Below are 24,891 nucleotides of genomic sequence, written 5' to 3' on the forward strand. Positions count from 1 at the left end.
AGATCACTCCTTGCCAGTGGCGCGGCGTAGGGCGGCGCGGAAATGCGGCTCATCAAAGGCTTCACGGCGGGCGGCGACATGTTGGTCCGGGCGGATCAGGTAGACACCAGAGGGGGCATCGCCGAGGTATTGCCGCTTAAGCGTGAGCGTGGGGTCATCCCGGACGGAGAGCGCAAGCCGGGTGACGGTGACCCCGTCTTCCTCAAAGCTGTCAGGCGCATCGGCGTCGATGGTCAGCAGGATGAACTTGTTGCCCAGTTTGCCCAACAGATGGTCGTCGCCTAGGGGCGCATCGGGGCAGGGGCTGCCGGGGCGGGTGAAATCCGGCGCAGCCAATGCATCAGCTGAATTTAGCATGCTGCCATCATAAGTGCAGGGCACCGATAAACGGCCCGAGTTCACCAATGGTTGCGCAAATGCGTGATGGGCGGAGAGGTCTAGCACCGCGTCGCGCAGGATGCGGCTCATCTCGGATTTTGGCGTGATAAACTCGGTGGAGCGGGTGGAGTTGAGGATGTTTTCGTCCGCACCATAGGCCCGCTCAGTGTTGTAGCTGTCCATCAGGGTTTCGGGGGCTTTGCCATCAAGCACCAGTTTGAGCTTCCAAGCGATGTTGTCGGCGTCTTGCAGGCCGGAGTTGGCACCGCGGGCACCAAACGGGGAGACCTGATGCGCGGAATCGCCAGCAAACAGGGTGCGACCGTGGCGGAAACGCTCCATGCGGCAGCATTGGAACGTGTAGATGGAGACCCATTCGAGGTCGAATTCTGCGTCGTCGCCCAGCATGGCTTTGAGGCGTGGCACCACGTTTTCCGGGCGCTTTTCACGCTCTTTGTCGATGTCGCGGCCCAGCTGCAGGTCGATGCGCCACACGTTGTCCGGTTGTTTGTGCAGCAAAGCGGATTGGCCACGGTTGAACGGTGGATCAAACCAGAACCAGCGCTCTGACGGGAAATCGGCTTTCATCACCACGTCGGCGATCAGGAAGTTGTCCTCAAACACCTGCCCGTCAAAATCCAACCCCAGCATACGGCGGGTGGGAGAGTTGGCGCCGTCACAGGCCACCAGCCAGTCTGCCTCAATTGTGTAGCTGCCTTCGGGGGTCTCCACTTCGAGTTTGACGTGATCGTCGTGTTGACCAATGGCCTCGACTTTGTTGCGGCCACGAATTTCGATGGGGGCACCCTCGGCCTGCATTTCGCGGATACGTTCCACCAAGACTTGCTCAAAGGTGTATTGCTGTAGGTTGATGAAGGCGGGATTTTTGTGGCCTTCTTCTTCGGTCAGGCTGAACTCATAGACCTGGCGGGTGTCAAAGAAGACCTTGCCGGTGTCCCATTGCACACCGCGTTCGACCAAGCGTTCACCACAGCCAAGACGATCCATGATCTCCAGCGGACGTTTGGCAAAACAGATGGCGCGGGAGCCAAAGGACACGCGGTCATTGTCATCCAGAATGACGGTTTTGATGCCTTGCTGTGCCAGATCAATCGCGGTGGCGAGGCCAACAGGGCCGGCGCCGATGATCACCACCGGATGGCGGACAGGCATGCCTTCGTCCTGATCCGGACTGCGCGTGTAGGCGTAGAGCGGGACGTCAAAAATCTTGCTCATAGGGCTCCTCCTCCCAAAGACAGGCGCGTTTGTTGGGGGCAGCGTGGCGCGCCAAGGGGCAGCGCGCCACGACATAGATCAAGGACGTGGGGTTTTGTGTTATGAGGGGACTGTCGGGTTTGTTCATCTCGATGGCTTCTCAGGACCGTTGTGTTCGGACGATGGGCCGAAAATCTGAGAGGGCCGGTCCGTTGATTTCGCGATTGCGAAATCAACACCCACTGTGACTGCGATGCAGATCAAGCAAATGGTAAACGTTGCGGTGAACCGGTTGGTCCACCGACCTGTTCGGGAATTGTTTTCCAGTTCCGTCATATTGGCCAGCAAATCGTTGGACTGCTTGAGGCTCTCAGCACTGTAGGGTTTGACGAAGGGGGTGAAGCTTTCCGTTTTGTCCGACGCATTGAGCATCAGCAGGGCGATGCCGAAGAACATCAAAACCCCGCTGCAAAACATGCCCGTGAAGAAGACAACAAAGAGCAACTCCAAGATCTGCATTACCCCTGCAATGCCTCCCACATTTCCAGATCGCGCTGGGCGGTCCAGATGCGGGGTGTGTCGATGCCGCGGGCTTCGTCGTAGGCGCGGGCGACGTTGAAGGGCAGGCAGTGCTCGTAAATCGCGTAATCGGCGAACTTCGGATCACATTCTGCGCGCACCGCGTCCCAGGCCTCTTTCAGGGTGCCGCCGCGGGCCGCAACCTTGGCGGCAGGACGGTAGGTGCTTTCGACAAAGTCGCGGGTGTTTTCGATGGCAGCGTGGACCATATCTTTGCCCACCAGCGCGTCGCCGCGGCCCGGGGCAATGGCGTCCACGTCGAAGGACGCGATGTTGTCGAGCGTGTCGCCCCAGTCGGAGAAATGTCCGTCGCCGCAGTAGCAGGCGGAGTGGTATTCGACGATGTCGCCGGTGAACATGACGTTCTGGTCGGGCACATGGATGACGATGTCGCCGGCGGTGTGGGCGCGGCCGAGGTGCATGAGGTCAATGCGGCGGTTGCCGAGGTAGACGGTCATGTCGTCACTGAATGTAGTGGTGGGGTAGGTCAGGCCGGGAATGCTTTCGTGGCCCTCAAACAAGCGGGGGAAGCGTTGGAATTCGCTGTCCCAGTCTTCTTGTCCGCGTTCCACAACCATTGCGCGGGCGGCGTCGCCCATGATGATCTGATCCGCGCCATAGGCAGACGCGCCCAGCACGCGCACGGCGTGGTAGTGGGTCAGTACCACGTGGGAGATCGGCTTGTCAGTCACCGAGCGCACGCATTCGATGACCTTGTTGGCCAAACGGGGCGTGGCTTGGGCTTCGACAATCATCACGCTGTCATCGCCGATGATCACGCCGGAGTTCGGGTCGCCTTCGGCGGTGAAGGCATAAAGGCCCTCCCCAACTTCAGTGAAAGAGATGTTTTTCTCGGTCATATCCCCTTGGGAAGCGAAGGCTTTGGCCATGGTCAGCGGTCCTTTTTCAGAAGTTGGTCAACCGCCCAGTCAAGACGGATGGGCGTGTAATTGTGGGCTTCTACGCCGACATTGCCGCGGCGCGGGGCGCTGTGGAATGCGGCGTTGTGGGTGTGGCAATGGAAGTGCAGAGTGCCGCGCCACCAGCCGTTCCATTCCTCAATCGGGTAGTGAAACAGCACAATTTCGCGGTCGTTGCGTTTGAGCGTGATCAGGTCACGGCCCCAATCGGCTTCGTCGCGGTTGCCATTGAGGCAGATGATTTTGCCATTGAGCTGCGCGAGATACGGTTCCCGGGGGCGGTCTCTTGGCCAGGCGAAGTCTCCCAGGTGATAGACGGTGTCGTCTTTGCCAACCACAGCGTTCCAGTTGGCGATCAGCGTTGCGTCCATCTCTTCGACGGAGGCAAACGGCCGGTTGGCTTTCTTCAGGATTTGCCCATGTCCGAAATGGGTGCAGCCGGTGAGGAATTCCGCCATGGATCAATACTCGGAGCTCATAATTTCAAGCAGTTGCGGCGTGATGCGGCCCTGCATCTCTTGCATATCCGGCGCGAGCGCGCCCATGACTTGCTGCATCATCGGACCCATTTTGCCCATAATGGCGGCGCCGTGTTCGGAGCTGTAGAAGGTTATCAGCGCGTCGATTTCTTCGATGGTGAAGATCTCGGCGGTGGTGGCTTCCATCAACTCTTCGAGTTTTGGCCGCAGGGTTGCCATTTCACCGGACATCAATTCGCCAATGGCGGCCTGTTGTGCCTCTGACAGGGTAACGCCCGGGGGCATGGAGGCCACAACCTGTGCCGCCATGCTTTGAGGAGAGAACATATCCGTCATCATCTGCTGCACTTCGGACATATTGACGTAGGTCTTGGCCAGTTCCGCGGCGGTTTGGGCCTGCGCAGAGGATAGGCTGAGAGAGATCAGAGCGGCATGGGCGATGCGTTTCAAAAGGGTCTGTCCTGTTGGTTTAATTGAATAAGACCTGCTTAGGCGGCAGCCGCCCTTGTGCCAAGTGGGGTTTAAGTGGCCTCAGCTGGTGAGCCTGCGATGTCGTAGTCCAGTTGCAGGATGCCGCCGGGTTTTTGGCTCGACTTTTTGAGGGTCAGGTTTTGCTGCGCGCCTTTGGCAAAACAGGGCAGGCCGTCGCCTAGGATCGTGGGCATGACAAAGATCGAAATCTCGTCAAACATGCCCACATCCAGCGCGGCGCGTTGGGTTTCACCGCCGCCCATAATCCAGACCTTTTGGTGGCCATTGGCCTCAATTGCCGCGCGTAGGCCGTCGATGGGGCCAGCGGCGGTGATGTGATCGCCTTTGTAGTCGTGGCGGTGGGTCAGCACATAGCCGGCACGGTCGCCATAGGGCCAGCCCCAGCCCATCACCTGCCGATAGGTGGCACGGCCCATCAGAACCGCGTCCACTTCTTCGATAAAGGCATTGTAGCCGCCTGTGTCTTCGCAGCTGCATTCCGCGAGCGCCGCATTGAAGGGATCGAGCCAACCCACCCCGCCATCCGGCGTGGCGATATAGCCGTCCAGACTTTGTGCGATATATCCGACATAACGAGGGTGAGCGGGCATTGGGGTTACCTTTCGAAAGGGTCCGAAAGCGCAGGCAAAAGTGTGCCGGTACAGTCACCAAATCCGATTGTGTACCCGTCTCCTTTGGCGGCGCCATGGAGGGTGAGCGTGTCTCCATCTTCAATGAAGGTACGGGTCTCACCACTATCAAGGGTCAGTGGCTCTTTTCCGCCCCAGCTGAGCTCCAAAAGACTGCCACGTTCCGGTTTTGTCGGGCCTGAGATGGTGCCAGAGCCCAGCAGGTCACCTGCGTTCATTGGGCAGCCAGAGGTGCTGTGATGGGCCAGTTGCTGCGCGGCCGAATAGTACATCTGATTGTAGTTGGTGCGGGCGATCTCGGTGGCGTCTTTGCCTTCAGGCGCCAGAGTCACCGACAGGTCGATGTCATAAAGCATCGGGCCGACGTCTTTGAGGTGATCGAGCAGCTCAAATTCACGCGTGGGTGTATTGGTGCGGAACGGTTCCAGCGCTGGTTTGGTCACGATCCACGGGGAAATCGAGGTGGCGGTGGCTTTGGCCTGGAACGGGCCAAGCGGTTGGTATTCCCAAGCCTGAATGTCACGCGCAGACCAGTCATTGAGCAACACGTAGCCAAAGATCATGTCGTCCGCTTCTTGCACGGTCACAGGGTGGTCGGAGAACTGGCCCACAATCGCGCCCATCTCCAGCTCGATGTCAAATCGGCGGCAGGGCAGGAAGGCTGGTGTGTCGTGATCTGGGGATTTCAGCTGTCCCCAAGGGCGGCGGACATCGGTGCCAGACACCACCACAGAAGACGCGCGGCCGTTGTAGCCAATGGGGATGTGCAGCCAGTTGGGTGGCAGCGCGTTTTCTGCGCCGCGGAACATGGTGCCCACATTGGTGGCGTGGTGGCGACCGGCGTAAAAATCGGTGTATTCGCTGACAGCCATCGGCATGTGCAGTGTGGCGTCGGCCAAGGGGAGTGAGAAATAAGTCAGGGCTTCTTGGACATCTTCAGGGGCGTCCGCGGAGAGCATCTTCTGAAGCTTGGCACGGTAAGCGGACCAAGCTTCTGGACCCAACTCCATGAAGTCGTTCCAATAAGGTGCGTCCAGAACATCCGCATCCGGGTCCGCGCGCAGTGTGCTGATCTCTTCCAGGCCCGTAAGGTCGATGATGCGGTCGCCAATGGCGGTGCCACAGCGCATCTCGCCATCGCCCACAGAAAAGACGCCGTAAGGCAGGTTGTTGAGCGGGAAGGGGCAAGCTGCGTTATTAGAGCTTGTGACCCAGGATTTTAACAAAGACATGCGCGTTTCCTTTTTGAATGCGGTCAATCGAGCGGGAGGGACATCCCGTCGGTACCGATGAAGAGAGGGCCGGACCAGGTGCGGGAGGTTTCTTCCTGCCAATGGGTCTCGGTGAAGTTTGGATCGTCACAGGGGACGAGGTGGTTGAGGGCAAGCTGTTTGACACCGGCTTCGGTGGCGATGCGGCCTGCTTCAGCGGCGGGGGTGTGGCTGCGCTCCAGATGGATGCGCAGACGGTCGTCGCCGTTGCCCACACGGGCGCAGAGCGCGTCGATGCCGGCCGACAACATCGCCTCATGCACCAAAAGGTCAGCCCCTTTGGTAAGCTCGACCATTTCGGCAATTGGTGCGGTGTCGCCGGAGAGCACGACGCTGTGTTTTGCGCCATCAAAGCGCAGGGCATAGCTGTCGGTGATGGGCGGGTGTGCGTTGCGGATGGAGGTGACGTTCAGGGGGCCGAGGTCCATTTGGCCGGGTTCCAATACGTGGATCTGCGCCAGTGGTTCCAGCGCAGGACGGCCTTCGTCGCGCAGGCGCAGTTCCACGTCAAAAGACATGGCGTTGAGGAACCCCGCCCAGTAGTGATCCAGCCCTTCGGGACCGTAGATCGGGATGGGTTTGTTCAAGCCTGCGGTCCAGGCGGTGTGCAGCAAGGGGCCAAGCTCTAGATAGTGGTCGGAGTGCAGATGAGTGATCAGGATCGCGTCCAGATCGGTCAGGGCGACCCCAGCATCACAAAGCCCGCGACTGACGCCAAGGCCCGCGTCCACAAGGATGGTCAGCCCATCCATTTCCACCAGAATTGAGGTGGGCATGCGGGTGCCGGGCCGGATGGCCGGGCCGCCTTTGGTGCCCAGAAGAGTGACTTTGTTCGCGCGCATTGGTCTTCCTGATTTTCGTGTGACGCCCCTAAGCTTTTCACAGTCTCAAAATATCCTGGGGGAGTCACAGTGTGCTGTGACGGGGGCAAAGCCCCCATTCACGTAAGCTTACTTCTTGCCCGGGGTGCCGTCGAATTTCTTTTCGATGTCGGTCCAACAATCGATGTAATCGTCCTGCACCGGTGCTTCGTTGGCTGCAAATTTGGTGATGTGCTGCGGGAAACGGGTCTCAAACATAAAAGACATCGTGTTGTCGAGCTTGTCCGGGCCGAGATTGGCGTTGGAGGCGCCCTCAAAGGCGTTTTTGTCTGGGCCGTGGGGCATCATCATATTGTGCAGGCTCATGCCGCCGGGGACAAAACCCTCCGGTTTGGCGTCATACTGGCCGTAGATGTTGCCCATCAGCTCGGACATGATGTTCTTGTGGTACCACGGCGGGCGGAAGGTGTTCTCGGCCACCATCCAGCGCTCGCGGAACAGGACAAAGTCGATGTTGGCCGTGCCCGGCACGCCAGACGGCGCGGTCAGCACGGTGAAGATTGAGGGGTCCGGGTGATCAAACAGGATCGCGCCAACCGGGCAATAGGTGCGCAGGTCGTATTTCACCGGCGCGTAGTTGCCGTGCCATGCCACCACATCGAGTGGCGATTGATCGATGTTGGCACGGTGGAATTGGCCACACCACTTTACGGTTACAGTGGAGGGCACTTCGCGTTCTTCATAGGCCGCCACGGGCGCTTTGAAGTCACGTGGATTGGCCATGCAGTTGGCGCCAATCGGGCCGCGACCGGGCAGTTCAAACTTTTGGCCATAGTTTTCACAAACAAAACCGCGCGCCGGGCCTTCGAGCACTTCCACACGATACACTAGCCCGCGGGGCAGAATGGCTATCTCTTTGGGTTCCACGTCGATGATGCCGAGCTCGGTGGAAAAGCGCAGCACACCTTCTTGTGGCACCACCAGCAGTTCGGAATCTGCAGAGAAGAAATAGTCATCTTCCATCGAGGTGTTGACCAGGTAGATGTGTGTGGCCATGCCAACCTGTGTGTTCACGTCTCCGGCGGATGTCATGGTGCGCATGCCGGTGATCCAGGTCAGTGCCTCTTCGGTGTGGGGCACGGGGTTCCAGCGGTACTGGCCCAAGCTGCCCAGATCGGGATCGACATTGGGGGCGGATTGCCAATAGGGCACGTCGATTTTTTCATAGCGGTTATTGTGTTTCACCGAGGGGCGGATGCGGTAACACCATGTGCGTTCGACATTTTCGGCGGTGAAGGCGGTGCCCGAAAGTTGCTCGCCATAGAGCCCGTAGTTGCACTTTTGCGGGCTGTTCATGCCTTGCGGCAGAGCATCTGGCAGGGCCTCGGTTTCATAGTCGTTGCCAAAACCGGGCATGTAGCCCTCATGCGGGCCCGCCATCGAAGGGGCCTTCTGCATGCGTGTCGGAACAGTGTGCTTGGTCATCGGGTCGCTCCTGAGTTCGAATTTGGTTGCGGTGGTAATAGTTGTTTTTGTAACTAACAAGCGGGAGGACGCGCAGACTATGACAAAACCTGATGACTTCGATTTACAGGCGTTTTTGCCTTACTTGCTGAACCAAGCCGCTGAGGAAGCCAGTTTGGGGTTTCAGAAGGTTTATAAGGACCGCTATGGGCTGCTGCGCAGCGAGTGGCGGGTGCTGTTCCATCTGGGGATATTTGGACGGCTGACAGCAACGGAAATTGGGGCCAAAGGCAAGGTGCATAAGACCAAGGTCAGCCGTGCGGTGCAGCGGTTGGCAGATCGACGGTTGGTCAAGCGCGCCCGCAGCGAGAAAGACCGGCGGGTGGAGTGGTTGGAGCTCACGCCTGCAGGGGAGAAAGTGTACCGCGACCTACGCGACGTGGCGCAGCAGTACGAAGGCAGCTTGCAGGCGCGGTTGAGTGCGGATGAGGTGCGGGCTCTAAAGGCCATGCTGTCCAAACTGGCGGGGCGCCGGTGAAGCTGCGAATCGCGCTCTGATGATTCGTATGTTTGGCAAGTGCGGCGACAGTTTTTGAGCTTGCGCGTCATTGTTTTGAGGCTGTGAACAATGGCGCTATGATTTGACGAAATACCGTGCAATTGCAGCAAATTGCTTGAGTTGGATCCTGCGGCTGTGGCACCTTGACCCAACACCTATGGATAGGTCCGGGAGTATTCTTATGGGTCTTAAGAACAAAATGAATGCCGCAATTCTCGCGGCGACCACACTATCCCTGAGCGCGCCCGCGGCGTTTGCACAGGATGCCGGCGGCTGGCGCGGCTGGTGGTGGCGTCGCTGGGGTGGCGGAAACACGGGCGGTGGCAACACCGGTGGCGGATCCAATGCGGTTCCGGAAATTGATGCGGGTGCGGGCCTTTTGGCCATGGCAGCCGTGCTTGCTACATTGGCGCTGGTCTGGGAACTGCGTCGCCGTCGTCAAAAACAAAGCTAAGCCAGTCTCAACAGGCTGAGAAGAAGCAAATGGGCGCTCAGATGAGCGCCCATTTTGCTGTCAGCAGGGCGGCAAGCGCGATACTGGCGTTGGCCACGATGTGCGCAACAATGGCGTCCGATGTCTCCGACCGGCGCAGATAAAGCAGGCCAAAGGCCACACCTGCGAGCGTGCCTGCCAGTACGCGATCGTGCATCAGTCCAAAGAGCAGGCTGGACACAGCCACGGCGACAAGGCTCCAGAGCAGCGTGTTCTGGTGCAGGCGGCGTAAAAGGTAGCCTCGGAAAAACAGCTCTTCGATGACGGGCACCAGGAGGATGGTGCCGACCAAACGGGTGGCGATCCAAAACAGGCTGGGGGTGTTTGTTGCTGGCAGATCCTGAGATGGGGCGGTGACAATCCAGAGCCCACCAATGATGAGGCCCACGGCAACGGCCTCCAGCGATGGTGTGCGCCAGAGGGCGTGCAGCGCCGGCAAGAAGAACAGCAATGGAAGTGCCATTAAGGCAGCACGCACCGGATAGCCCATTTCCGGATCTGGCCAGAAGGCAGACACAAACACACCAGACAGCATCATCACGATGAAGGGGACAATCTTGGCCGCGAGCGCGTCGTGACGGATGGCAGCGGTTGGGTGTTTGGGCAGCGGAGTGCGGTGCAACCATTGGGCGCGATGTGCGACCAGCACAATCAACAAGGCCAAGGCTGTGAACATCAGCCACCCTGCGTAGGAATGAAAGCCGTTGAGCGCGTGTTCTGGTGAGACCCGCGCGCCAATCACAATCAGAATGGCAATACGCAGGATGTTGAAAAGCCAACTGGCCAGGACCGCCAGTGGGAACAGGATCAGCCAGAAGCGTTTCTGGCGCAGGTCCGGGCGCATCAGGGCGGCGTAGAACCCCATGAAGATTGTGATGAGCGCAATGCCCTCGACACCGGAACATTGGCTGGCGATTTGCACCCAAAACCCTTCGACGCCGATCTCATAAGTGGGCGGGTGCACGCCCACGTCAAAGCCGGAGAGCGACAAGACCACAAACACCAGAAAGAAGGTCAGGCTGCTGAGCGTGCTCCATTCCCACAAGGGGCGCATGAGGTCGGCGAGGTCGGGAACAAGGAATCCGATCAGCAAGGCAAGAGGCAGCAAGTAGCTGTCATTGCGCATCCAGTCGCGCCAGGCCGACAGGGGAGTGACCCAGAAGACGGCGCCGAAAGCAGTGAGAAGCCCGCCCAATGATAGCAAAATAAGGGTCGGTGCGAAGGCGCGAGAGATCTCTGCAGCGCCAAAAAGCGGCAGCGGCAGGAAGATGAACGTTAGGCCAATCAAATGCGCAAACATCCACGAACGATGGCCTGGTTGTGCAGTGGTGCGGTCCGCCAAGGCGCGGTAAGCCGCAGATCGCAGCCAGAAATACAGCGCCATCACAGTGATGACAGCCAACCCCCGTGCGGTCATCGACCGCAAGGCGCGACAGGCGGCTTCGATTTCGGTTTGGCGGCACTCGATGGAGGCCATGACCTGATAGGTGAGGATCACCAAGAGCAGTTCTGCCACCACCAGGGCGGCCATGGTCATCAGACGCGTCGGGCGCGCGGGAGGGTGGGCTGATTGGCCGGGCGCGCGCATGATCTTAGAAGTCGGCCGACACCCCGGGCAGGTTCAGCGCTTTAATCAGCTCACGCAATTCCTGACGGGCGGCCACGTTGGAGATGTTGAGTTGTTTGACGCCGGTGTCGCGCAGGTCCAGCAGCGTGAGGCCGCGTGGAAACAGCTCACGGAACACAACCCGCTCGTTGAAACCGGGGGCGACGCGGAAGCCGATGCGTTTGGCCAATCGGTCGAGCGCTTTGCCCATTTTCTCTTTGTTGACCATCTGTTGCGCGCCCATCCGGTTGCGCATGACAATCCAGTCAATCGGTTTGAGGCCAGCCTGCGCCCGCAGTTGGCGGGCGTTCCATACCATTTCGGAATAGACCGACGGGCCAATGATCTTTTCGCCGTCTGCATCGATTTTTGCGAGCAGGTCGAAATCGACAAAACTGTCGTTGAGCGGCGTGACCAGCGTGTCCGCCAAGGAGTGCGCCACCTGGCTCAAACGGGTGTGGGAGCCGGGGCAGTCGATCAGGATAAAGTCGTTGTTTGGCTCCAGCATCGAGACTGCAGCGGACAGGCGATGGTCGTAGACATTTTCGCCGGGTTGCAGCGCGGCTTGGTCGACTTCTGGCAAGTCGTGATAGTCCGGGCTGGGTAGGTCGAGGCCGGCTTTTTGTAGGAATTTCCGACGGTTGGCGACATAGCTGCCGAAGCTTTTCTGCCGCAGGTCGAGGTCAATGCCGCCCACTTTGTGGCCCATGCGCGCAAGCGCTGTTGCGATGTGCATCGACAGGGTGGATTTGCCTGCGCCGCCCTTCTCGTTTCCGACCACAATGATATGTGCCATGCCCGTTGTCCCTGCTCGTGTTTCAGTCCCGCGGCACTTACGGCGCGGGTTTGTTGCTGTCTACTATATGTTGTGATTATCCACAGGAAAAGTGATTGATGCGCTAGGCGTCCCGCCAAGTGCCACTTTCCAATCCGTCCAAGCGCCAGTCACCAATCTGCGCCCGAATAAGTCGCAAGGTGGGGTGGCCAACGGCGGCGGTCATGCGGCGCACCTGTCGGTTGCGGCCTTCACGGATCGTGAGAGAAATCCAGGTGTCCGGGATCGATTTTCGTACGCGGATTGGCGGGGTGCGCGGCCAGAGATCGTATGGTTCGTCAATGGCTTGCGCCTTGGCGGGCTTGGTCAGCCCGTCTTTGAGTTTCACCCCTTTACGCAATGCCTCCAGTGCGGCATCGTCTGGCGTGCCTTCAACCTGAACCCAGTAAGTCTTTGCCATTTTGTGGCGTGGATCCGCGATACGGGCCTGTAATTTCCCGTCGTCGGTAAGCACCATCAAGCCTTCGCTGTCGCGGTCTAAACGGCCGGCCGGATAGACTTTGGGCACGTCAATGAAATCCGACAGGGTGCGGCGTTTGCTGCCCTCAAGGCCTTTGTCGGTGAATTGCGACAGCACATCGAAGGGTTTGTTGAAGAGTATCACGCGGGTCATGATGACCTCCTACACGGGCGTGCGCAGGGGTTGCAAGTTTACCGTCGCTGCGATTTTGTGCGCGCAAAGACGCGAGGGAAGATCAATGGATTTCAAAGATATGTTGCCGGAAACACTGTTGGCGCAGGCTGGTGGGGCGATAGATCAGCAAAGCGGAGGCGTGGTGCCGCCAATCCAGCCTGCCACCACCTTTGCGCGGGATGAAAATTACAACCCTTTGAATGAGAACAACATTTATGCGCGCCCGCACAATGATGTGGCGCGGCAGGCCGAGGCGGTTTTGGCGCAGTTGGAAGGAGGCGTGGCGGCGTTGTTGTTCCCTTCCGGGATGGCGGCGATTGCGGCGCTGTTTCGCACCGTGCCGAGTGGCGGGCGGGTGATTGTGCAGGGTGGTATTTACTGGAACACCACCAAGTGGATTCGCGAATTTTGCGAGCGTCGTCAGATCGTTATCGACGAAGTGGATGCAAGCGACAACGACGCATTGGTGGCGGTATGTGCCAAGGGACCGGCCAATGTGGTTTGGGTGGAGACGCCTTCCAACCCGTGGCTTAAAGTCACCGATGTGGCAGCAGCCAAACAGGCGGCGGAAAGCTGTGGTGCGCTGTTGGCGGTGGACAGCACGGCGGCATCGCCGATTCTGACCAACCCTTTGAAATTGGGCGCAGATATTGTGATGCACTCGACCACCAAAGTGATCAACGGGCATTCCGATGTGTTGGGTGGCGTGCTGGTCACAAAAGAGGTCACATCGGTCTGGGAAGAGATCGAAGTGGACCGGGCCAGTGCCGGGGCAGTGATGGGTCCGTTTGAGGCCTGGCTGCTGTTGCGTGGCATGCGCACGATGGCGTTGCGGGTGGATCGCATGGTGGATAACGCTATGAAAATAGCGCGGTTTTTAGAGGATCACCCGAAGGTGGATAGCGTGCTGTTTCCCGGATTGGAAAGCCATCCGCAGCATGATCTGGCCAAGGCGCAGATGCCCGGTGGGGCGGGGTTCCTGATGTCGTTTCTAGTCAAAGGGGATAAGGATGTGGCGCTACAAGTGGCTGGAAAGATGAAGCTTTTTCATCGCGCCACGTCGCTTGGCGGGGTCGAGAGCCTTGTAGAGCACCGCCACACCATTGAACCGCACACCGGTATTCCGGAAACGTTGTTGCGGATCTCGGTTGGGACGGAAAATGCGGATGATCTGATCGCGGATCTGGGGCAGGCGTTGGGGCAGTAAAGGCCCCGATTTGCACGTCGGTATTACGTCTGTATCGCGGCTGTATTGCGACTGTGGCGATTTGGAGAGGCTGGCGCCCAAAGCTGTGCATCGACGCACCAAAAACTGCGTCGATCTGCCTCGGTCGCCAACAAATTGTTAAGGCGTTTGGAAGATTATTGGCGCAGCACGAACGGGCACAGGCCCCACGCAGCAGCGGACCAAGACCTTGAAGAAACGCATCGAAAGCCCCTCTCTGATCACTCCTGCTTATGAGGACAGTGGTCTGTTCAAGAAGCCGCCAACCGAGCTGGTGGTGAATTTGATTCCGAAGTTTTCCAAAAACTCTCGGGATGATGTGATCATCAAAGGTTTGGTTCAGAACGACGTGGAGATTGATGTGATCTTTGCTGGTCGTCGCAAGCGGGAGGCGGCGGAGTTGGTGGCGCTGCTTAAGCGGAAGTGGGAGAATGCCAATTACCGCGTGACCAAAGCGCCAAAGCGCAAAGATGTGCGGTTGCCAACGCGGGTGCAGGGCTCTTGGCGCATGCGTGTGGCCGAAGATGAGCATGAGCAGGATCTCTACACCAAGGAGTATCAACTTTTGGTCGCGCGATGGGCGTTTAACGCTGACAATGGCGAGTTTCGCAGCTTTGGCGAGCCGCCGTTTCAGCAACAGGTGAATCAAGCCGTTGGTGACACCAACGGCTAAGCCTGCTGGCGGGTGTCTGCGCCGCGCCCTTTCCTTCAAATATTTGTGTCATGCAGCGGCGTCTTAAGACGTGACCCTGCATTTTGCGGTTTGGCGACTCGCTTGACGTATCGAGTTCGGTACCGTATCTAACGATTGTTAGATGAAATCTCCCACTTGAAAGATGAACGCCATGCCCTCGAAAAATTCTATCACTGTGAAAGCCCCTGCCGCCGCTGCGTGGAAGCTGATTGGCGACGAATTTGTCGCCGTGGATCTCTGGATGGCGGCCATTCCTCGCGCAGAAGCCATTGCAGGTCCCGCGCTGCCGGGCGCGCCTGCCAAAGGGCGTAACTCCTATTTGGTGCAGAAGTTTGCGCCGATGTATCAAGAAGAGGTGCTGACCAAGTTTGATCCGGAGGCGATGACCATCTGCGTGGATGTGACCCTGCATCACGGTCCCAAGGCGATGCCGATGAAAGGCTATACGTCGACTGTGATTGTGCGGGCGATCAATGACGCGACCTGTGAGGTGACCTGGATTGGGGAGGCGACGCCGAAGTGGTTTGCCAAACCGATGCGCCGGATGTTGACGAACAGCATGGACGCCGGGTTCATTCGCAGCCTTGAGGAAATCCAGCACATTGTGGAGACTGGTCAACCGCATCCGAGGAAGGTAGAAAAAATCAGATCCGAGGCGGCATTGGCGGCCTGAGACGCGCACCAGGCGCGCAGGAGTGGGAGGTCAGATGCAGGACACATCCATCAAGGCGCGCTTGATTGACGCTGGCAAAACGCTGTTTGCGGACCGGGGCTATGCCGGGGCCTCGGTGCGTGAAATTTGCAAGGCGGCGGACGCCAGCTCGACAATGATCCACCACTACTTTGGCAACAAAGAAGGCTTGTTCAACGCCATCATCGATGAATTCACCGCCGCCACGTTTGACGTACCGCTGCGCTTGATTTCCAAACCACCCAAGACGGCGGAGGAAATGCGGCTGCGTCTCGAGATGTTTATTTCCGAGACCTTCCGGGCGTTGATCGCACAAGCGCCGGTGTTTCGCATTCTTGTGCGGGAGAGCCGCGGGTTTGTCGGCGGCGCGCGCTATCATGAAGGCTTCGCAGGCTATTTGCGCGCGGCGCAGGAGGCGGGCTTTGTGGATGCGGAGCTGGAAGTTGAGTTGATCACCGGCATGGTGTTGGACCGGCTGGGCAACCAGATTATGTATGCGGCGACGTTGAAGGGGGACGGCAAGACCGTGCTCAATGATGCGGCTTATGCGGAAGAGTGGTTGGCGGCAAATACGCGGGTGTTGCTGTTTGGTTTGGCGGGGCGGTTAGCTTAGTGGCGCGTTGATCGCTTGAAGCTGGGCCGAGTTCTGGTCTTTATGAGCGCAAAGACATTTTGTGCAGGAGCCACCCATGAAACTCGAATTTCACCACATCAATTTTGTCTCCAAAGATGTGGGCCGGCTGCACGACTTCTACACCCAAGTGTTGGGGCTGGATGACATTCCGCAAGAAGAGTTTCCGCGCACGGAGGCGGACAACGAGAGTGGCTATGACGGGCAGATCCGTTTTGCCACCGATGGGGATATGCAGATGCATCTGGCGGAGCGGCGGCTGGATGTGGCCTTTGTCAACGGGCAGGTGATCAATCCGGTGGACCGTGGGCATATTGCCTTTCGCACCGATGATCTGCCGGCGTTTCTGAAGGTGCTTGAGGAGAACGGCGTGCCGTATTCGGATTACGGCACAGCCTTTGCCAAAGAGTGGCATCAGGTGTTTTTTCAGGACCCTGAAGGCAATGTGATCGAGGTGCATCAGCAGGTGGGCGGCGCGTAAAAAGCACCGCCCGGTTGGCTCAGGTCAGCAACGCCAAGTCCGCTTGATTGGTGGGGCGACGCGTGGGCATGGTTTTGGCGTCCTTGCCAGCCATGGTGAGGGCGAGGTCTTTGTAGAAGCCGTCGTTGTCAAACCACCAGCGGTGGGAATAGACCATGGTTTGCTGTGCGTCGGGGACGTGCTTTTTGTATTGTTCGTTGCAGTAGATGTCCCAGTGTCCTTTGGTGACGGGGGACGGCATGCCAACGTGGCCCGCGCGCTCGCGGCCGCCGTTGATCAGACCTCCGGCCAAGGCGAGGACGCGGTCTCGTCCGCTGTAGTAGTTGGTGAAGCGTTTGCTGCGTTCATCCAGCACCAGCCCGCCCCAGGCGCCTCTTTCGAGCCAGGTGGCGTCGATGTCGGCAGAGCAGAACATGACCTGATCTATGCCCCAATGGCCGACGGAGTCGCCAAAGTCGGAGAAGCCGCGCAACGCAACCAGCCCGCCCATGGAGTGGGCGATGAGGTGGATTTTGGGGCGCGGCGTGAGGGCCAGTAGCGGTAAGATGCCGTCATCCACAAGATGCGGGGCGGTCTTTTTGGCGTCGCTGCGGTCTGAATTGTAGGCCAACACCGTGCCGTCACTTGGCCAGTCAAAGGCAATCACCGCGCCCTGAAAACCGTGGGCTTTCACGCCGGTTTCAATTTTTCCCAGACGGTCGAGCATGTCCTTTTGTGAAGTGTTGAAACCGTGCACGTAAACTAGGATCTCTTTGGTCCCGCCCGCCTGTTGCACCAGCTTGAGCCAGTCCGCTTTGGGGATTATGCCGCCTTTGCGCACCGCGCCATCGTTGCTTTCTTCGGTGATTGAAACATAGCGGGTGAGGGCGGCGGGGTTGTCGGTAAATTTCTTCTTTTGCGCGTTATATGTGCGGCGCGAGAAAAACAGAGCCATCGTTAATCCTTTCACTCAAAAGCCTGAGTGTGGCACGGAAGCGTGGTTTCGCAAAATGACGGTGGGACCTGGCCGAGGTGACGTGGCACTCTGGCCCTATACACTTGTGCGCGTCACCCCTAGCGTGGCGCCATGACACATCCCATTCTTGATAGCCGCTACAGTTGGATCCGCCTCGCCATCACACTTTTGATTGGCGTGTTTGCCAATGTCGGCATGTGGGCGGTGATTGTGGTGATGCCGGCAGTGCAGGAGGAGTTTGGCATCGATCGGGCCGATGCCTCATTGCCCTATGTGCTCACCATGGTTGGCTTTGCGCTGGGCAACTTTGTCATTGGGCAGGCCGTGGACCGTTGGGGAGTGACCAAAGCGTTGATTGGCGCGGCGGTGCTGAGCGCGGTGAGCTATGGCGCGGCGGCACTGAGCGGCTCGGTGCTGATGCTGTCGTTCGTGCACCTGTTTTTGGGCTTTGGTACGGCGGTGGGCTTTGGGCCGCTGATTGCGGATGTGTCGCTGTGGTTTCAGAAGCGGCGCGGGATTGCGGTGGCGGTTGCGGCGAGCGGCAATTACCTGTCCGGTGCGATCTGGCCGGTCTTGCTGAGTGGCGTGTTGAGTACCCATGGGTGGCGGGCGGTGTTTGTGGTGCTGGCCGTGATGACAGTCGCGGCGGTGGTGCCTTTGGCGTTCCTGTTGCGCCACAAGGTGCCAGCGGAGGCTTTGGCGGCACAGGACAGCGCGGCGCGGGCGCGGCAGGCCGGGGCGCCGTTCAAGCCCGCACCGTTGATGTGGATTTTGGGACTGGCAGGGATTGGCTGTTGTGTGGCGATGAGCATGCCGCAGGTCCACATCGTGAGTTTCTGTGTCGATCTTGGCTATGGTGCTGCTGTGGGCGCGGAGATGTTGGCGCTGATGTTGATGGGCGGCGTGGTGAGCCGGCTGATCAGCGGATTGGTGGCGGACAAGCTTGGCGGCGTGCTGACGCTTTTGATTGGGTCGGTGCTGCAGATGGGCGCGCTGTTTTTATTTCTGCCGTTTGACGGGTTGGTGCCATTGTATCTGGTCAGCCTGGCATTTGGGTTGGCCCAAGGCGGCATTGTGCCAGCTTATGCGCTGGTCGTGCGGGAATACATGCCTTCCAAAGAGGCAGGAAGCCGGGTGGGCTTTGTGATGATGGCCACCATTTTGGGCATGGCATTGGGCGGCTGGATGTCGGGTTGGATCTACGACGTGAGCGGCAGTTATGAACTGGCCTTTGTGAACGGCATTGCCTGGAATGCGTTGAACATTGCCATCATGGGCGTGATTTTGCTGCGCACACGAGGCGCGCGGGTGGCGGCGGCCTAGAGGGCGTTGACAGGACTCCGCTTCGCCCTGCAGACTGTCGCGCAGGAGCAGTAAGCCTGTAAAGACGCCGTGGGGGCACCTACAGAGCAGGATATTGAAGACAAATGACAAGGCTGATCAGGCATCACATCGCGCTGGCGGTTTTCTTTTTGAGCTTGGTGGTCGCCTGGGCGGCGTTTCCTGTGTGGCGCGGGTTTTGGATGAACGAAGACCAGTGGATTGAGTGGGCCTCGTTCCTGTTCTTTGCCGCTGCCGCCTTTGGGCTGTTGCTGCGCGTCAGTCCGCGCACCACCAAGGACATTTCTGTCGGCGCGCTGTGTCTGTTGGCGGCGTTGGATGAGATCAGTTTTGGCGAACGGATTTTTGGCTTTGTTGCGCCAAGTGTGGGCGGGGTGAAAATCGACGGGGCGCATGACCTGATCGAGTTCTTACGGATTGTGCCCAAAGAGGTGCTTGGCCTCGGCAAGGTCGCGCATTTGGCGCTGTTGTTGGTGTTTGTCGGACTGGCGCTCTGGGGCATTTACCACATGGCGCGCAGGTTCTCCTGGCGCTGGGACGCGGAGGACAGCCTTGGGGTTGTCGCCTGTCTGGCGGTGGCCGTGGCGATGATGATTGACGCGCATGTCTTGGGGTTCAAGCACTTGGCGGTGGAGATGGAGGAAATCCTCGAGACAAGCGCGGGGTTTGGCATGTTCCTTTATGCACGGTATCGGGCGGGGCGCACGGCGCCGGAGACGGTAGGGGCCTAACCTCTGAGGTTCACCCAACAAAAAACGCCGCCCCGAGGGAGGCGGCGTTTCTGTAACAAAGGAGAGGGTTCTTAGAAGCCCAGGCCTTCGTATTTCTTTTTGAACTTGGACACGCGGCCACCGGCATCCATCAGGCGGGTGGAGCCGCCGTTCCATGCTGGGTGCACAGATGGGTCCACGTCGAGCGCCAGTGTGTCGCCTTCGTTGCCGTAGGTGGAACGCATCTTGACGATGGTGCCGTCGGTCATTTTCACGTCGATGAAGTGGTAGTCGGGATGAGTGTCTTTTTTCATGATACCGCTCCTTACGCTTTTTTGGCTTTGTAGGTGGTGTCTTCTGCGATACGCGCGGATTTACCACGACGGGTGCGCAGATAGTACAGTTTGGCGCGACGTACACGACCGCGACGCACTACAGTGATGCTGTCGATGTTGGTCGAGAACAGTGGGAACACACGCTCCACACCTTCGCCAAAGGAAATCTTGCGAACAGTGAACGAGCCAGCGATGCCGTGGCCGTTTTTACGGCTGATGCAAACACCTTCGTAGTTCTGCACACGGGTGCGCGAACCTTCGGTCACTTTAAAGCCAACACGGATGGTGTCACCGGCTTTGAAATCGGGGATGTCTTTCCCCAGCGCAGCAATCTGCTCCGCTTCGAGCTGTGCGATCAGATCCATTGGATCATCTCCTAAATGTTGCTTGTGGTTATATCCACAAAGGTTTGATGCACCTCAGAGCTCTTGGTCTTCTTCCGGGTCCGCCGCAGCGCCCGCCAGAGGGTCAGGTCGTCTTTTCTTGTCGTAGTCTGCTGCTTCTTTGCCAACTCCAACGAAGAAACCGGAGATCATTGCAATGCACAGCAGGCCCGAACGACTCATCAGAGACGCGGACAAGCGGTGTGTAGGGCAGATGGTCCATGCGTGCAAGGGGTTTGACAGTGTGATGCGACTCAAGTAGTTAGCTTAGCGAACTATAAGGTCTCACATGTCTGATCTCGCCAAAAAACTGCAGAAAGTGCATCAATCTTGCCATCGGGCCTGGGCCAAGGCGGGGCGCGATCTCGATCTCAGTTTCAGCGAGTTTGAGTATTTGAGCGCGGTGCAAGAACAGGCGGATTTGCAGCGGTACGAGGACAAGCACGGTCAACACCTGCAGGATATTGTGGAGGCTTTGGGCGTGACCAAAGCCAGTGCCAGCACAATGGTCTCCAAGCTGGAAGCGCGGGGCTGGGTGACGCGGTTTCAATGCATGATGGACGCGCGGGCACAGCACATTGTGCTCTCGCCGGAGGGGCAGGTGAAGCTGGCCCGGGGCGCGCGGGTCTATGAGCAGATTGCGACCCGCTTGGAAAAGGATCTCGGGGACGTGCCAAGCCTGTAGTAGGGCGGAGTGTTGGCTGGTTGGACATTTTAGCCTTTTAGGTAAGTTAGCCTAACTAAATAAATGAAGAAAGGAAACTGATATGGCGATAGAAAATCTTTTGTTGGGGATCGCGATCCACCAATTGTTCTGGGAGCACCTGCCGCATTGGGGCACGTGGTTTATGCGCGCGCTCAAGTTGCTGCCGCAACCCTTCCAGACGCTTTATGAGCAGTGGCGCTGCCCCTATTGCGCTGGGTTCTGGATTGGGCTGGCCGTGCATGGAACCACGGGCAATTATCTGTTTGCAGGCTTTGCCGAGTTGCCGGCGTTCTGGGGCAGTTTGGGCACGCCGTTGGCTTGGTTCATGGATGCACTGGTGTTTGCGGCATTGAACAAACTGGGCGTCTTGACAGTGCACGCGATTGGATTGCCCGCGCTGAAAGGCCATCAAGCGAAGGAAGCGTTTTTGGCGGCAAAGAAAGCAGCATAGGCGGGGCTTTGCCTTTCAAAAAAGCTTTGCTTGCAATGAGATGCGCTCTCTCGGTTTACTGAGGGAGCGCAACAGTTTGGTTCGGGTGTGATATGCGAGTTTTTAAGACAGGTCTGTTGGCTCTACTGCTGGTGGCGGGTTGTGGCCGGTCGGTGCCGGAGGATCCGGCGGCGGCTCAAGCCGCAGCGGTTGAGGCGGCGCGGGTGCAGAGCTTGGCATCACAAGTTGTGACCTATCCCAAGTATGGCGATGCCGATCCACATGAGTGGGACCGGCGACCTCCGGAAAGTTATCCGGTGCATGGCATTGACGTGTCGCGTTGGCAGACCAGCATCAATTGGCAGGAAGCGCGGCGGTCTGGCGTCAGTTTTGCGTTTTTGAAAGCCACCGAGGGCGGCGATCTCGCGGACCCGCTGTTTGACACACATCGCGCCGGGGCGGCGAGCGCGGGTATTCCTTGGGGTGGGTACCACTATTATTATTTCTGCCGTCCGGCGGAGGAGCAGGCGGCGTGGTTCATCAAAAACGTGCCGCGTGGCGCGCCGTTGCCACATGTGTTGGACATGGAGTGGACGCCGCAGTCGCGCACATGCCGGTTGCGGCCAAGTGGCAGCAAGGTGCGCAGCGAGGCACGGAAGTTTCTGTCGATTTTGGAAGCGCACTACGGGCGGCGGCCGATTGTCTACACCACCGTGGATTTTTTCCAGGACACCGGTATTGGCTCCTTGGGCGGCACGGAGTTCTGGCTGCGTTCGGTCGCAGGGCACCCGCAAAAGGTCTATCCCGGCGCGCGCTGGACGTTCTGGCAATATACGGGGACGGGGCTGGTGCCCGGGATTGCAGGCAAGGTGGACATCAACGTATTTCGTGGCAGTCCGGAAGCCTGGGTGCGGTGGCGAGAGGGCCGGTGACCCGCTCGCCGTCTCTGTGCCTTAGTCGTCGAGTTCGACCACAGAGGCTTCTGGTGCGTTGCGCATGACGCTTTCGATGCCGTTGTCGCGGCCGGATGCGCTGGTGTAGCTTTGTGAGGTGCCGATGACCTGACCGTTGGTGGCTTTCAGGTTGAACATGAACTTGCCGGAGGCGGTTTCTTTGCGCTCGTAGCGCGCGTCGTCAGCGGCGTTTTTCTGCACCGATGCAATGCCGTTTTCACAGCTGGCTTTCTGTTTATAGCCTTCGGAAGCGAGGATGTTCTCGCCGTTGCCTGCTTTCAGGCGGAAACGGAATTCACCAGCTTTGTCGGTGTAGAGCTCGAATTTGGCGGCCATGTCTGTGGTCCCTGTTCAGAATTGTGATGCGGGAACAAAAACATGGGTTGGGGCCGGGGCGCAAGGACTTGGTTAATTGTCCTTGTCGGCCTCATAAGCGGCCCACATGTCCGGGCGGCGGGTCTTGGTGATGTCTTCGGCCATCTGATGGCGCCATTTTTCGATGTTGGCGTGGTGGCCGGACATCAGCGTGTCGGGAATTTTGAGGCCGTTCCACTCCGCAGGCTTGGTGTATTGCGGATGTTCCAGCAGGCCGTTGGAGTGGCTTTCGTCCTCGATGCTGACGGCGTTACCAAGTACGGATGGTAGCAGCCGCACGGTGGCGTCGATCATGGCTTGCGCGGCAATTTCCCCGCCGGTGAGGACAAAGTCGCCAAGACTGACTTCTTGAATATTGTAATGGTCCAGCACGCGCTGATCGACGCCTTCAAAGCGGCCGCAAAGCATGGTGATGCCGTCCGCTTCGGACCAGTCGCGGGCCATTTTTTGGTCAAACCGACGCCCACGCGGAGAGAGGTAGACCAGCGGCCAGTTGCCACGTGCGCCGCGCATGGTGTGTTCAATCGCGGGGCCAAGAACGTCGGGACGCAGCACCATGCCTGCGCCGCCACCTGCGGGGGTGTCGTCCACATTTCGGTGTTTGGTCAGGCCGAAGTCGCGCAGGTTGGTGGTTTCGATTTGCCACTTTCCGTCTTTGAGCGCCTTGCCGGTGAGGCTTTCGCCTAAGACACCGGGAAAGGCGTCGGGAAAAAGAGTGATGATCCGAGCGGACCAGACTTTGGACAGGCGGGGATTGTGGGTGACCAGCTCGCGCGGTTTGAGCGAGGCAGAGATGGACAGGCGGCCATGAGATTTGGGTTTGGAGGCATCGGTCATCAGTCAAACAAGCCTTCGGGGGGATCGGCGATGATGCGGCCTGCAGCAATGTCCACGGTGGGGACATTGGCCATGGTGAAAGGCAAAAACACGGTTTCTGAAGAATTTGGCGGCAGAACCTCCAATAGGTCCGCGGCGCCGTGGTTGAGCACGTTTTTCACTTTGCCAAGCAGGTTGCCGCCGGTGTCGCGCACCTCAAGGCCGACCAGATCGGTGTAGTAGTATTCATCGTCCTCAGTTTCTGGCAGGCGGTCACGGGGCACAAAGAGCTTCACGCCTTTCAGCGCGTCAGCCTGTTCTTTGGTCTCGATACCGGACAGTCGCGCGGCGAGGCCGTTTTTGATGGACCGCGTGATGGCGATGTCAAATTCAAATGCGCCGTCTTCGGTGAGCAGGGGGGCGTAATCCTCCAACGCGTCCGCTTCGGCGGTAAAGCTTTTGAGGCGAACGTCGCCGTGGACGCCGTAAGCGCCGCCAATGGCACCAACGCAGATGAGATCAGATGGGGTGTCGCTCATGGGACGGCCTTTGCTTTGCTTGCGCCTGTTTTCTCCGATTGCGGGCTGAGGTGCAAGGGAGTGGCACTTGTCGAGGGCCGTGATTGACCCTGGTTGGGGGTTGAAAGCGCCCTCTCGTGAGGAGGGTCGGGCGTGGGCCGGTCCAAAATCAGCGAGACTGGATGGGCAACGTGCTGTCACGCTCTTCCCAGCCAACCTTGGAGAGCTCGGGTGTGTCAGACAGCTCTTCGGGCCAACCGACACAAAGGTAGGCGACAAGCGACCACTCGGCGGGTACATCTAAATCGCGGTTCAGTTGGTCGGGATCCAAGATTGACACCCAGCCAACCCCCAGGCCAAAGCTGCGGGCGGTGAGCCAGAATTGGGTGATGGCGCCAACAACGGAATAGCGGCGCATTTCGGGCATGGTGGCGGCGCCCAGGCCTTGGCCTTTGGCGGTGGCATCGTCGCAGTAGATTGCCAGTTGCACAGGCGATTCCTGCATGCCGGAGAGTTTGAGATTGGCATACATGGCTGCGCGGTCACCATCGTAGCCTTTGAGGGCTTCAGTGTTGGCGGCTTGGAAATTTTGAAGGGCGGCGGCGCGGGCTTGGTCGCTTTCCACGCGGATCACGCGCCAGGGTTCTGACAGGCCTACGGACGGGGCCAGCAGAAACGTGTCGAGGCACTCCCGAAGAAGTGCCTCGTCCACCGGATCGGTGCGGAAGCGGCGCACGTCGCGGCGCCACCGCATGAGCCGTTGCAGATCGTCCCGGAAGGCAGAAGTGAATTCGGTCATCCCGGGACAGTCCGTCTTACTCTTCAGAAGCATCAGCTGCTTTTGCAGCTTTCTCTTCCGCGCGGTCCTTGGCTTTCTGGCCAGGCTCAGCTTTCTTAGGGTTGGAGCGCTCTTTCTTGGCAACAACACCGGCAGCTTCCAGGAAGCGGGAAACACGGTCAGTTGGCTGTGCGCCTTCGTTCAGCCAGTACTGAACACGCTCCATGTCCAGCTTAACGCGGTCTTCGCTGTCTTTTGGCAGCAGTGGGTTGTAGGTGCCGAGCTTCTCGATGAAGCGGCCGTCACGTGGCATGCGGGAGTCCGCTGCTACAACACGGTAGAAAGGGCGTTTTTTGGAACCGCCGCGGGCGAGACGAATTTTCATAGCCATGGGTGTATCTCCTATAATGGCGTGTGCACCGGGGTGCATGAGTGTTGCACCAGTGCGGTGCGGGTTGGTGTCGAAGAACAGAGGCAGCTCTGCTCAACGGTTT

The 24,891-nt window shown here is 58.8% G+C and carries 32 protein-coding genes; 12 read left to right on the plus strand and 20 right to left on the minus strand.

Annotated elements, in window-relative coordinates; translation table 11 throughout:
- Positions 1–3: 3 nt before the first annotated feature.
- The 9 genes from JXR15_RS16685 to hmgA form a co-directional block, all read right to left on the minus strand.
- Entirely contained in the window at positions 4–1,614 is a 1,611-nt protein-coding gene (locus JXR15_RS16685; protein WP_422054335.1) for an FAD-dependent oxidoreductase, read from the minus strand.
- A gap of 123 nt (positions 1,615–1,737) precedes the next feature.
- A complete protein-coding gene (locus JXR15_RS16690) occupies positions 1,738–2,112 on the minus strand; it encodes a hypothetical protein (RefSeq protein WP_422054336.1) in 375 nt (124 codons plus the stop codon).
- Positions 2,112–3,062 carry an MBL fold metallo-hydrolase gene (locus JXR15_RS16695; protein WP_422054337.1) on the minus strand — a complete coding sequence of 317 codons (951 nt, stop codon included), beginning with the start codon at positions 3,060–3,062 and terminating at the stop codon, positions 2,112–2,114. Before JXR15_RS16695 ends, JXR15_RS16690 begins: the two co-directional genes overlap by 1 nt.
- A gap of 2 nt (positions 3,063–3,064) precedes the next feature.
- Positions 3,065–3,550 (minus strand): hypothetical protein, encoded by a 486-nt coding sequence (locus tag JXR15_RS16700; RefSeq protein ID WP_422054338.1) that lies wholly within the window; start codon positions 3,548–3,550, stop codon positions 3,065–3,067.
- A 3-nt stretch (positions 3,551–3,553) separates the two neighbouring features.
- Positions 3,554–4,021 carry a DUF2059 domain-containing protein gene (locus JXR15_RS16705; protein ID WP_422054339.1) on the minus strand — a complete coding sequence of 156 codons (468 nt, stop codon included), beginning with the start codon at positions 4,019–4,021 and terminating at the stop codon, positions 3,554–3,556.
- A gap of 71 nt (positions 4,022–4,092) precedes the next feature.
- On the minus strand, positions 4,093–4,653 hold the full coding sequence (locus tag JXR15_RS16710; protein WP_422054340.1) for a dihydrofolate reductase family protein: 561 nt from the start codon (positions 4,651–4,653) through the stop codon (positions 4,093–4,095).
- 5 nt (positions 4,654–4,658) lie between these two features.
- On the minus strand, positions 4,659–5,924 hold the full coding sequence (fahA, locus tag JXR15_RS16715; RefSeq protein ID WP_422054341.1) for a fumarylacetoacetase: 1,266 nt from the start codon (positions 5,922–5,924) through the stop codon (positions 4,659–4,661).
- 23 nt (positions 5,925–5,947) lie between these two features.
- The gene (locus JXR15_RS16720) at positions 5,948–6,805 is read right to left on the minus strand and encodes an MBL fold metallo-hydrolase (protein ID WP_422054342.1); all 858 of its coding nucleotides are present in this window, start codon (positions 6,803–6,805) and stop codon (positions 5,948–5,950) included.
- A 108-nt stretch (positions 6,806–6,913) separates the two neighbouring features.
- Positions 6,914–8,269: a homogentisate 1,2-dioxygenase gene (gene hmgA / locus JXR15_RS16725; RefSeq protein ID WP_422054343.1), complete on the minus strand. Its 1,356-nt coding sequence runs from the start codon at positions 8,267–8,269 to the stop codon at positions 6,914–6,916.
- 79 nt (positions 8,270–8,348) lie between these two features.
- On the opposite strand from hmgA, the gene JXR15_RS16730 reads away from it, so the two are divergent.
- Positions 8,349–8,786 carry a MarR family winged helix-turn-helix transcriptional regulator gene (locus JXR15_RS16730; protein WP_422054344.1) on the plus strand — a complete coding sequence of 146 codons (438 nt, stop codon included), beginning with the start codon at positions 8,349–8,351 and terminating at the stop codon, positions 8,784–8,786.
- Between the two features lie 202 nt (positions 8,787–8,988).
- Positions 8,989–9,261, plus strand: coding sequence for a VPEID-CTERM sorting domain-containing protein (locus JXR15_RS16735; protein WP_422054345.1), 273 nt, complete (start codon positions 8,989–8,991; stop codon positions 9,259–9,261).
- Positions 9,262–9,298: 37 nt separating this feature from the next.
- Here JXR15_RS16735 and xrtE read toward each other — a convergent pair whose 3' ends face one another.
- The 3 genes from xrtE to JXR15_RS16750 all read right to left on the minus strand — a co-directional run bounded on the left by xrtE (position 9,299) and on the right by JXR15_RS16750 (position 12,354).
- The gene (xrtE, locus tag JXR15_RS16740; RefSeq protein ID WP_422054346.1) at positions 9,299–10,837 is read right to left on the minus strand and encodes an exosortase E/protease, VPEID-CTERM system; all 1,539 of its coding nucleotides are present in this window, start codon (positions 10,835–10,837) and stop codon (positions 9,299–9,301) included.
- Between the two features lie 55 nt (positions 10,838–10,892).
- The gene (locus JXR15_RS16745) at positions 10,893–11,702 is read right to left on the minus strand and encodes a division plane positioning ATPase MipZ (RefSeq protein ID WP_422054347.1); all 810 of its coding nucleotides are present in this window, start codon (positions 11,700–11,702) and stop codon (positions 10,893–10,895) included.
- A gap of 103 nt (positions 11,703–11,805) precedes the next feature.
- Positions 11,806–12,354, minus strand: coding sequence for an rRNA large subunit pseudouridine synthase E (locus tag JXR15_RS16750; protein ID WP_422054348.1), 549 nt, complete (start codon positions 12,352–12,354; stop codon positions 11,806–11,808).
- 85 nt (positions 12,355–12,439) lie between these two features.
- Between JXR15_RS16750 and JXR15_RS16755 the strand changes: the two genes are divergently transcribed.
- The 5 genes from JXR15_RS16755 (at position 12,440) to JXR15_RS16775 (ending at position 16,097) form a co-directional block, all read left to right on the plus strand.
- Positions 12,440–13,582 (plus strand): trans-sulfuration enzyme family protein, encoded by a 1,143-nt coding sequence (locus tag JXR15_RS16755; RefSeq protein ID WP_422054349.1) that lies wholly within the window; start codon positions 12,440–12,442, stop codon positions 13,580–13,582.
- A gap of 208 nt (positions 13,583–13,790) precedes the next feature.
- Positions 13,791–14,273, plus strand: a complete 483-nt coding sequence (locus tag JXR15_RS16760; protein ID WP_422054350.1) for a hypothetical protein — start codon at positions 13,791–13,793, stop codon at positions 14,271–14,273.
- A 172-nt stretch (positions 14,274–14,445) separates the two neighbouring features.
- Complete coding sequence (locus JXR15_RS16765) at positions 14,446–14,967, plus strand: SRPBCC family protein (RefSeq protein WP_422054351.1); 522 nt, start codon at positions 14,446–14,448, stop codon at positions 14,965–14,967.
- Between the two features lie 34 nt (positions 14,968–15,001).
- Entirely contained in the window at positions 15,002–15,598 is a 597-nt protein-coding gene (locus tag JXR15_RS16770; protein ID WP_422054352.1) for a TetR/AcrR family transcriptional regulator, read from the plus strand.
- Positions 15,599–15,674: 76 nt separating this feature from the next.
- Positions 15,675–16,097, plus strand: a complete 423-nt coding sequence (locus JXR15_RS16775; protein ID WP_422054353.1) for a VOC family protein — start codon at positions 15,675–15,677, stop codon at positions 16,095–16,097.
- 19 nt (positions 16,098–16,116) lie between these two features.
- Here the strand turns inward: JXR15_RS16775 and JXR15_RS16780 are convergent, their stop codons facing one another.
- Positions 16,117–17,031 (minus strand): alpha/beta hydrolase, encoded by a 915-nt coding sequence (locus tag JXR15_RS16780; RefSeq protein WP_422054354.1) that lies wholly within the window; start codon positions 17,029–17,031, stop codon positions 16,117–16,119.
- Positions 17,032–17,163: 132 nt separating this feature from the next.
- On the opposite strand from JXR15_RS16780, the gene JXR15_RS16785 reads away from it, so the two are divergent.
- Together JXR15_RS16785 and JXR15_RS16790 are read left to right on the plus strand one after the other, a co-directional pair.
- Positions 17,164–18,375 carry a CynX/NimT family MFS transporter gene (locus tag JXR15_RS16785; RefSeq protein ID WP_422054355.1) on the plus strand — a complete coding sequence of 404 codons (1,212 nt, stop codon included), beginning with the start codon at positions 17,164–17,166 and terminating at the stop codon, positions 18,373–18,375.
- A gap of 104 nt (positions 18,376–18,479) precedes the next feature.
- A complete protein-coding gene (locus JXR15_RS16790) occupies positions 18,480–19,124 on the plus strand; it encodes a hypothetical protein (protein ID WP_422054356.1) in 645 nt (214 codons plus the stop codon).
- A 71-nt stretch (positions 19,125–19,195) separates the two neighbouring features.
- On the opposite strand, the gene rpmE is transcribed toward JXR15_RS16790, so the two are convergent.
- Entirely contained in the window at positions 19,196–19,417 is a 222-nt protein-coding gene (gene rpmE / locus JXR15_RS16795) for a 50S ribosomal protein L31 (protein WP_422054357.1), read from the minus strand.
- A gap of 11 nt (positions 19,418–19,428) precedes the next feature.
- Complete coding sequence (rplS, locus tag JXR15_RS16800; protein WP_422054358.1) at positions 19,429–19,803, minus strand: 50S ribosomal protein L19; 375 nt, start codon at positions 19,801–19,803, stop codon at positions 19,429–19,431.
- A 307-nt stretch (positions 19,804–20,110) separates the two neighbouring features.
- Between rplS and JXR15_RS16805 the strand changes: the two genes are divergently transcribed.
- The 3 genes from JXR15_RS16805 (at position 20,111) to JXR15_RS16815 (ending at position 21,889) form a co-directional block, all read left to right on the plus strand.
- On the plus strand, positions 20,111–20,506 hold the full coding sequence (locus JXR15_RS16805; RefSeq protein ID WP_422054359.1) for a MarR family winged helix-turn-helix transcriptional regulator: 396 nt from the start codon (positions 20,111–20,113) through the stop codon (positions 20,504–20,506).
- Positions 20,507–20,588: 82 nt separating this feature from the next.
- Positions 20,589–20,978, plus strand: a complete 390-nt coding sequence (locus JXR15_RS16810; protein WP_422054360.1) for a hypothetical protein — start codon at positions 20,589–20,591, stop codon at positions 20,976–20,978.
- Between the two features lie 92 nt (positions 20,979–21,070).
- Positions 21,071–21,889 carry a glycoside hydrolase family 25 protein gene (locus JXR15_RS16815; RefSeq protein ID WP_422054361.1) on the plus strand — a complete coding sequence of 273 codons (819 nt, stop codon included), beginning with the start codon at positions 21,071–21,073 and terminating at the stop codon, positions 21,887–21,889.
- Between the two features lie 21 nt (positions 21,890–21,910).
- Here the strand turns inward: JXR15_RS16815 and JXR15_RS16820 are convergent, their stop codons facing one another.
- The 5 genes from JXR15_RS16820 to rpsP all read right to left on the minus strand — a co-directional run bounded on the left by JXR15_RS16820 (position 21,911) and on the right by rpsP (position 24,788).
- Positions 21,911–22,246, minus strand: coding sequence for a YegP family protein (locus tag JXR15_RS16820; protein ID WP_299425590.1), 336 nt, complete (start codon positions 22,244–22,246; stop codon positions 21,911–21,913).
- Between the two features lie 72 nt (positions 22,247–22,318).
- Positions 22,319–23,122: a tRNA (guanosine(37)-N1)-methyltransferase TrmD gene (gene trmD, locus JXR15_RS16825; protein WP_422054362.1), complete on the minus strand. Its 804-nt coding sequence runs from the start codon at positions 23,120–23,122 to the stop codon at positions 22,319–22,321.
- Complete coding sequence (gene rimM / locus JXR15_RS16830; RefSeq protein WP_422054363.1) at positions 23,122–23,640, minus strand: ribosome maturation factor RimM; 519 nt, start codon at positions 23,638–23,640, stop codon at positions 23,122–23,124. Before rimM ends, trmD begins: the two co-directional genes overlap by 1 nt.
- Positions 23,641–23,788: 148 nt before the next feature.
- Complete coding sequence (gene bluB / locus JXR15_RS16835; RefSeq protein WP_422054364.1) at positions 23,789–24,418, minus strand: 5,6-dimethylbenzimidazole synthase; 630 nt, start codon at positions 24,416–24,418, stop codon at positions 23,789–23,791.
- A 16-nt stretch (positions 24,419–24,434) separates the two neighbouring features.
- Entirely contained in the window at positions 24,435–24,788 is a 354-nt protein-coding gene (gene rpsP / locus JXR15_RS16840; RefSeq protein WP_422054365.1) for a 30S ribosomal protein S16, read from the minus strand.
- Positions 24,789–24,891 lie beyond the last annotated feature (103 nt).

The sequence above is a fragment of the Shimia sp. genome, assembly GCF_049116215.1.
Taxonomy (GTDB): Bacteria; Pseudomonadota; Alphaproteobacteria; order Rhodobacterales; family Rhodobacteraceae; genus Shimia.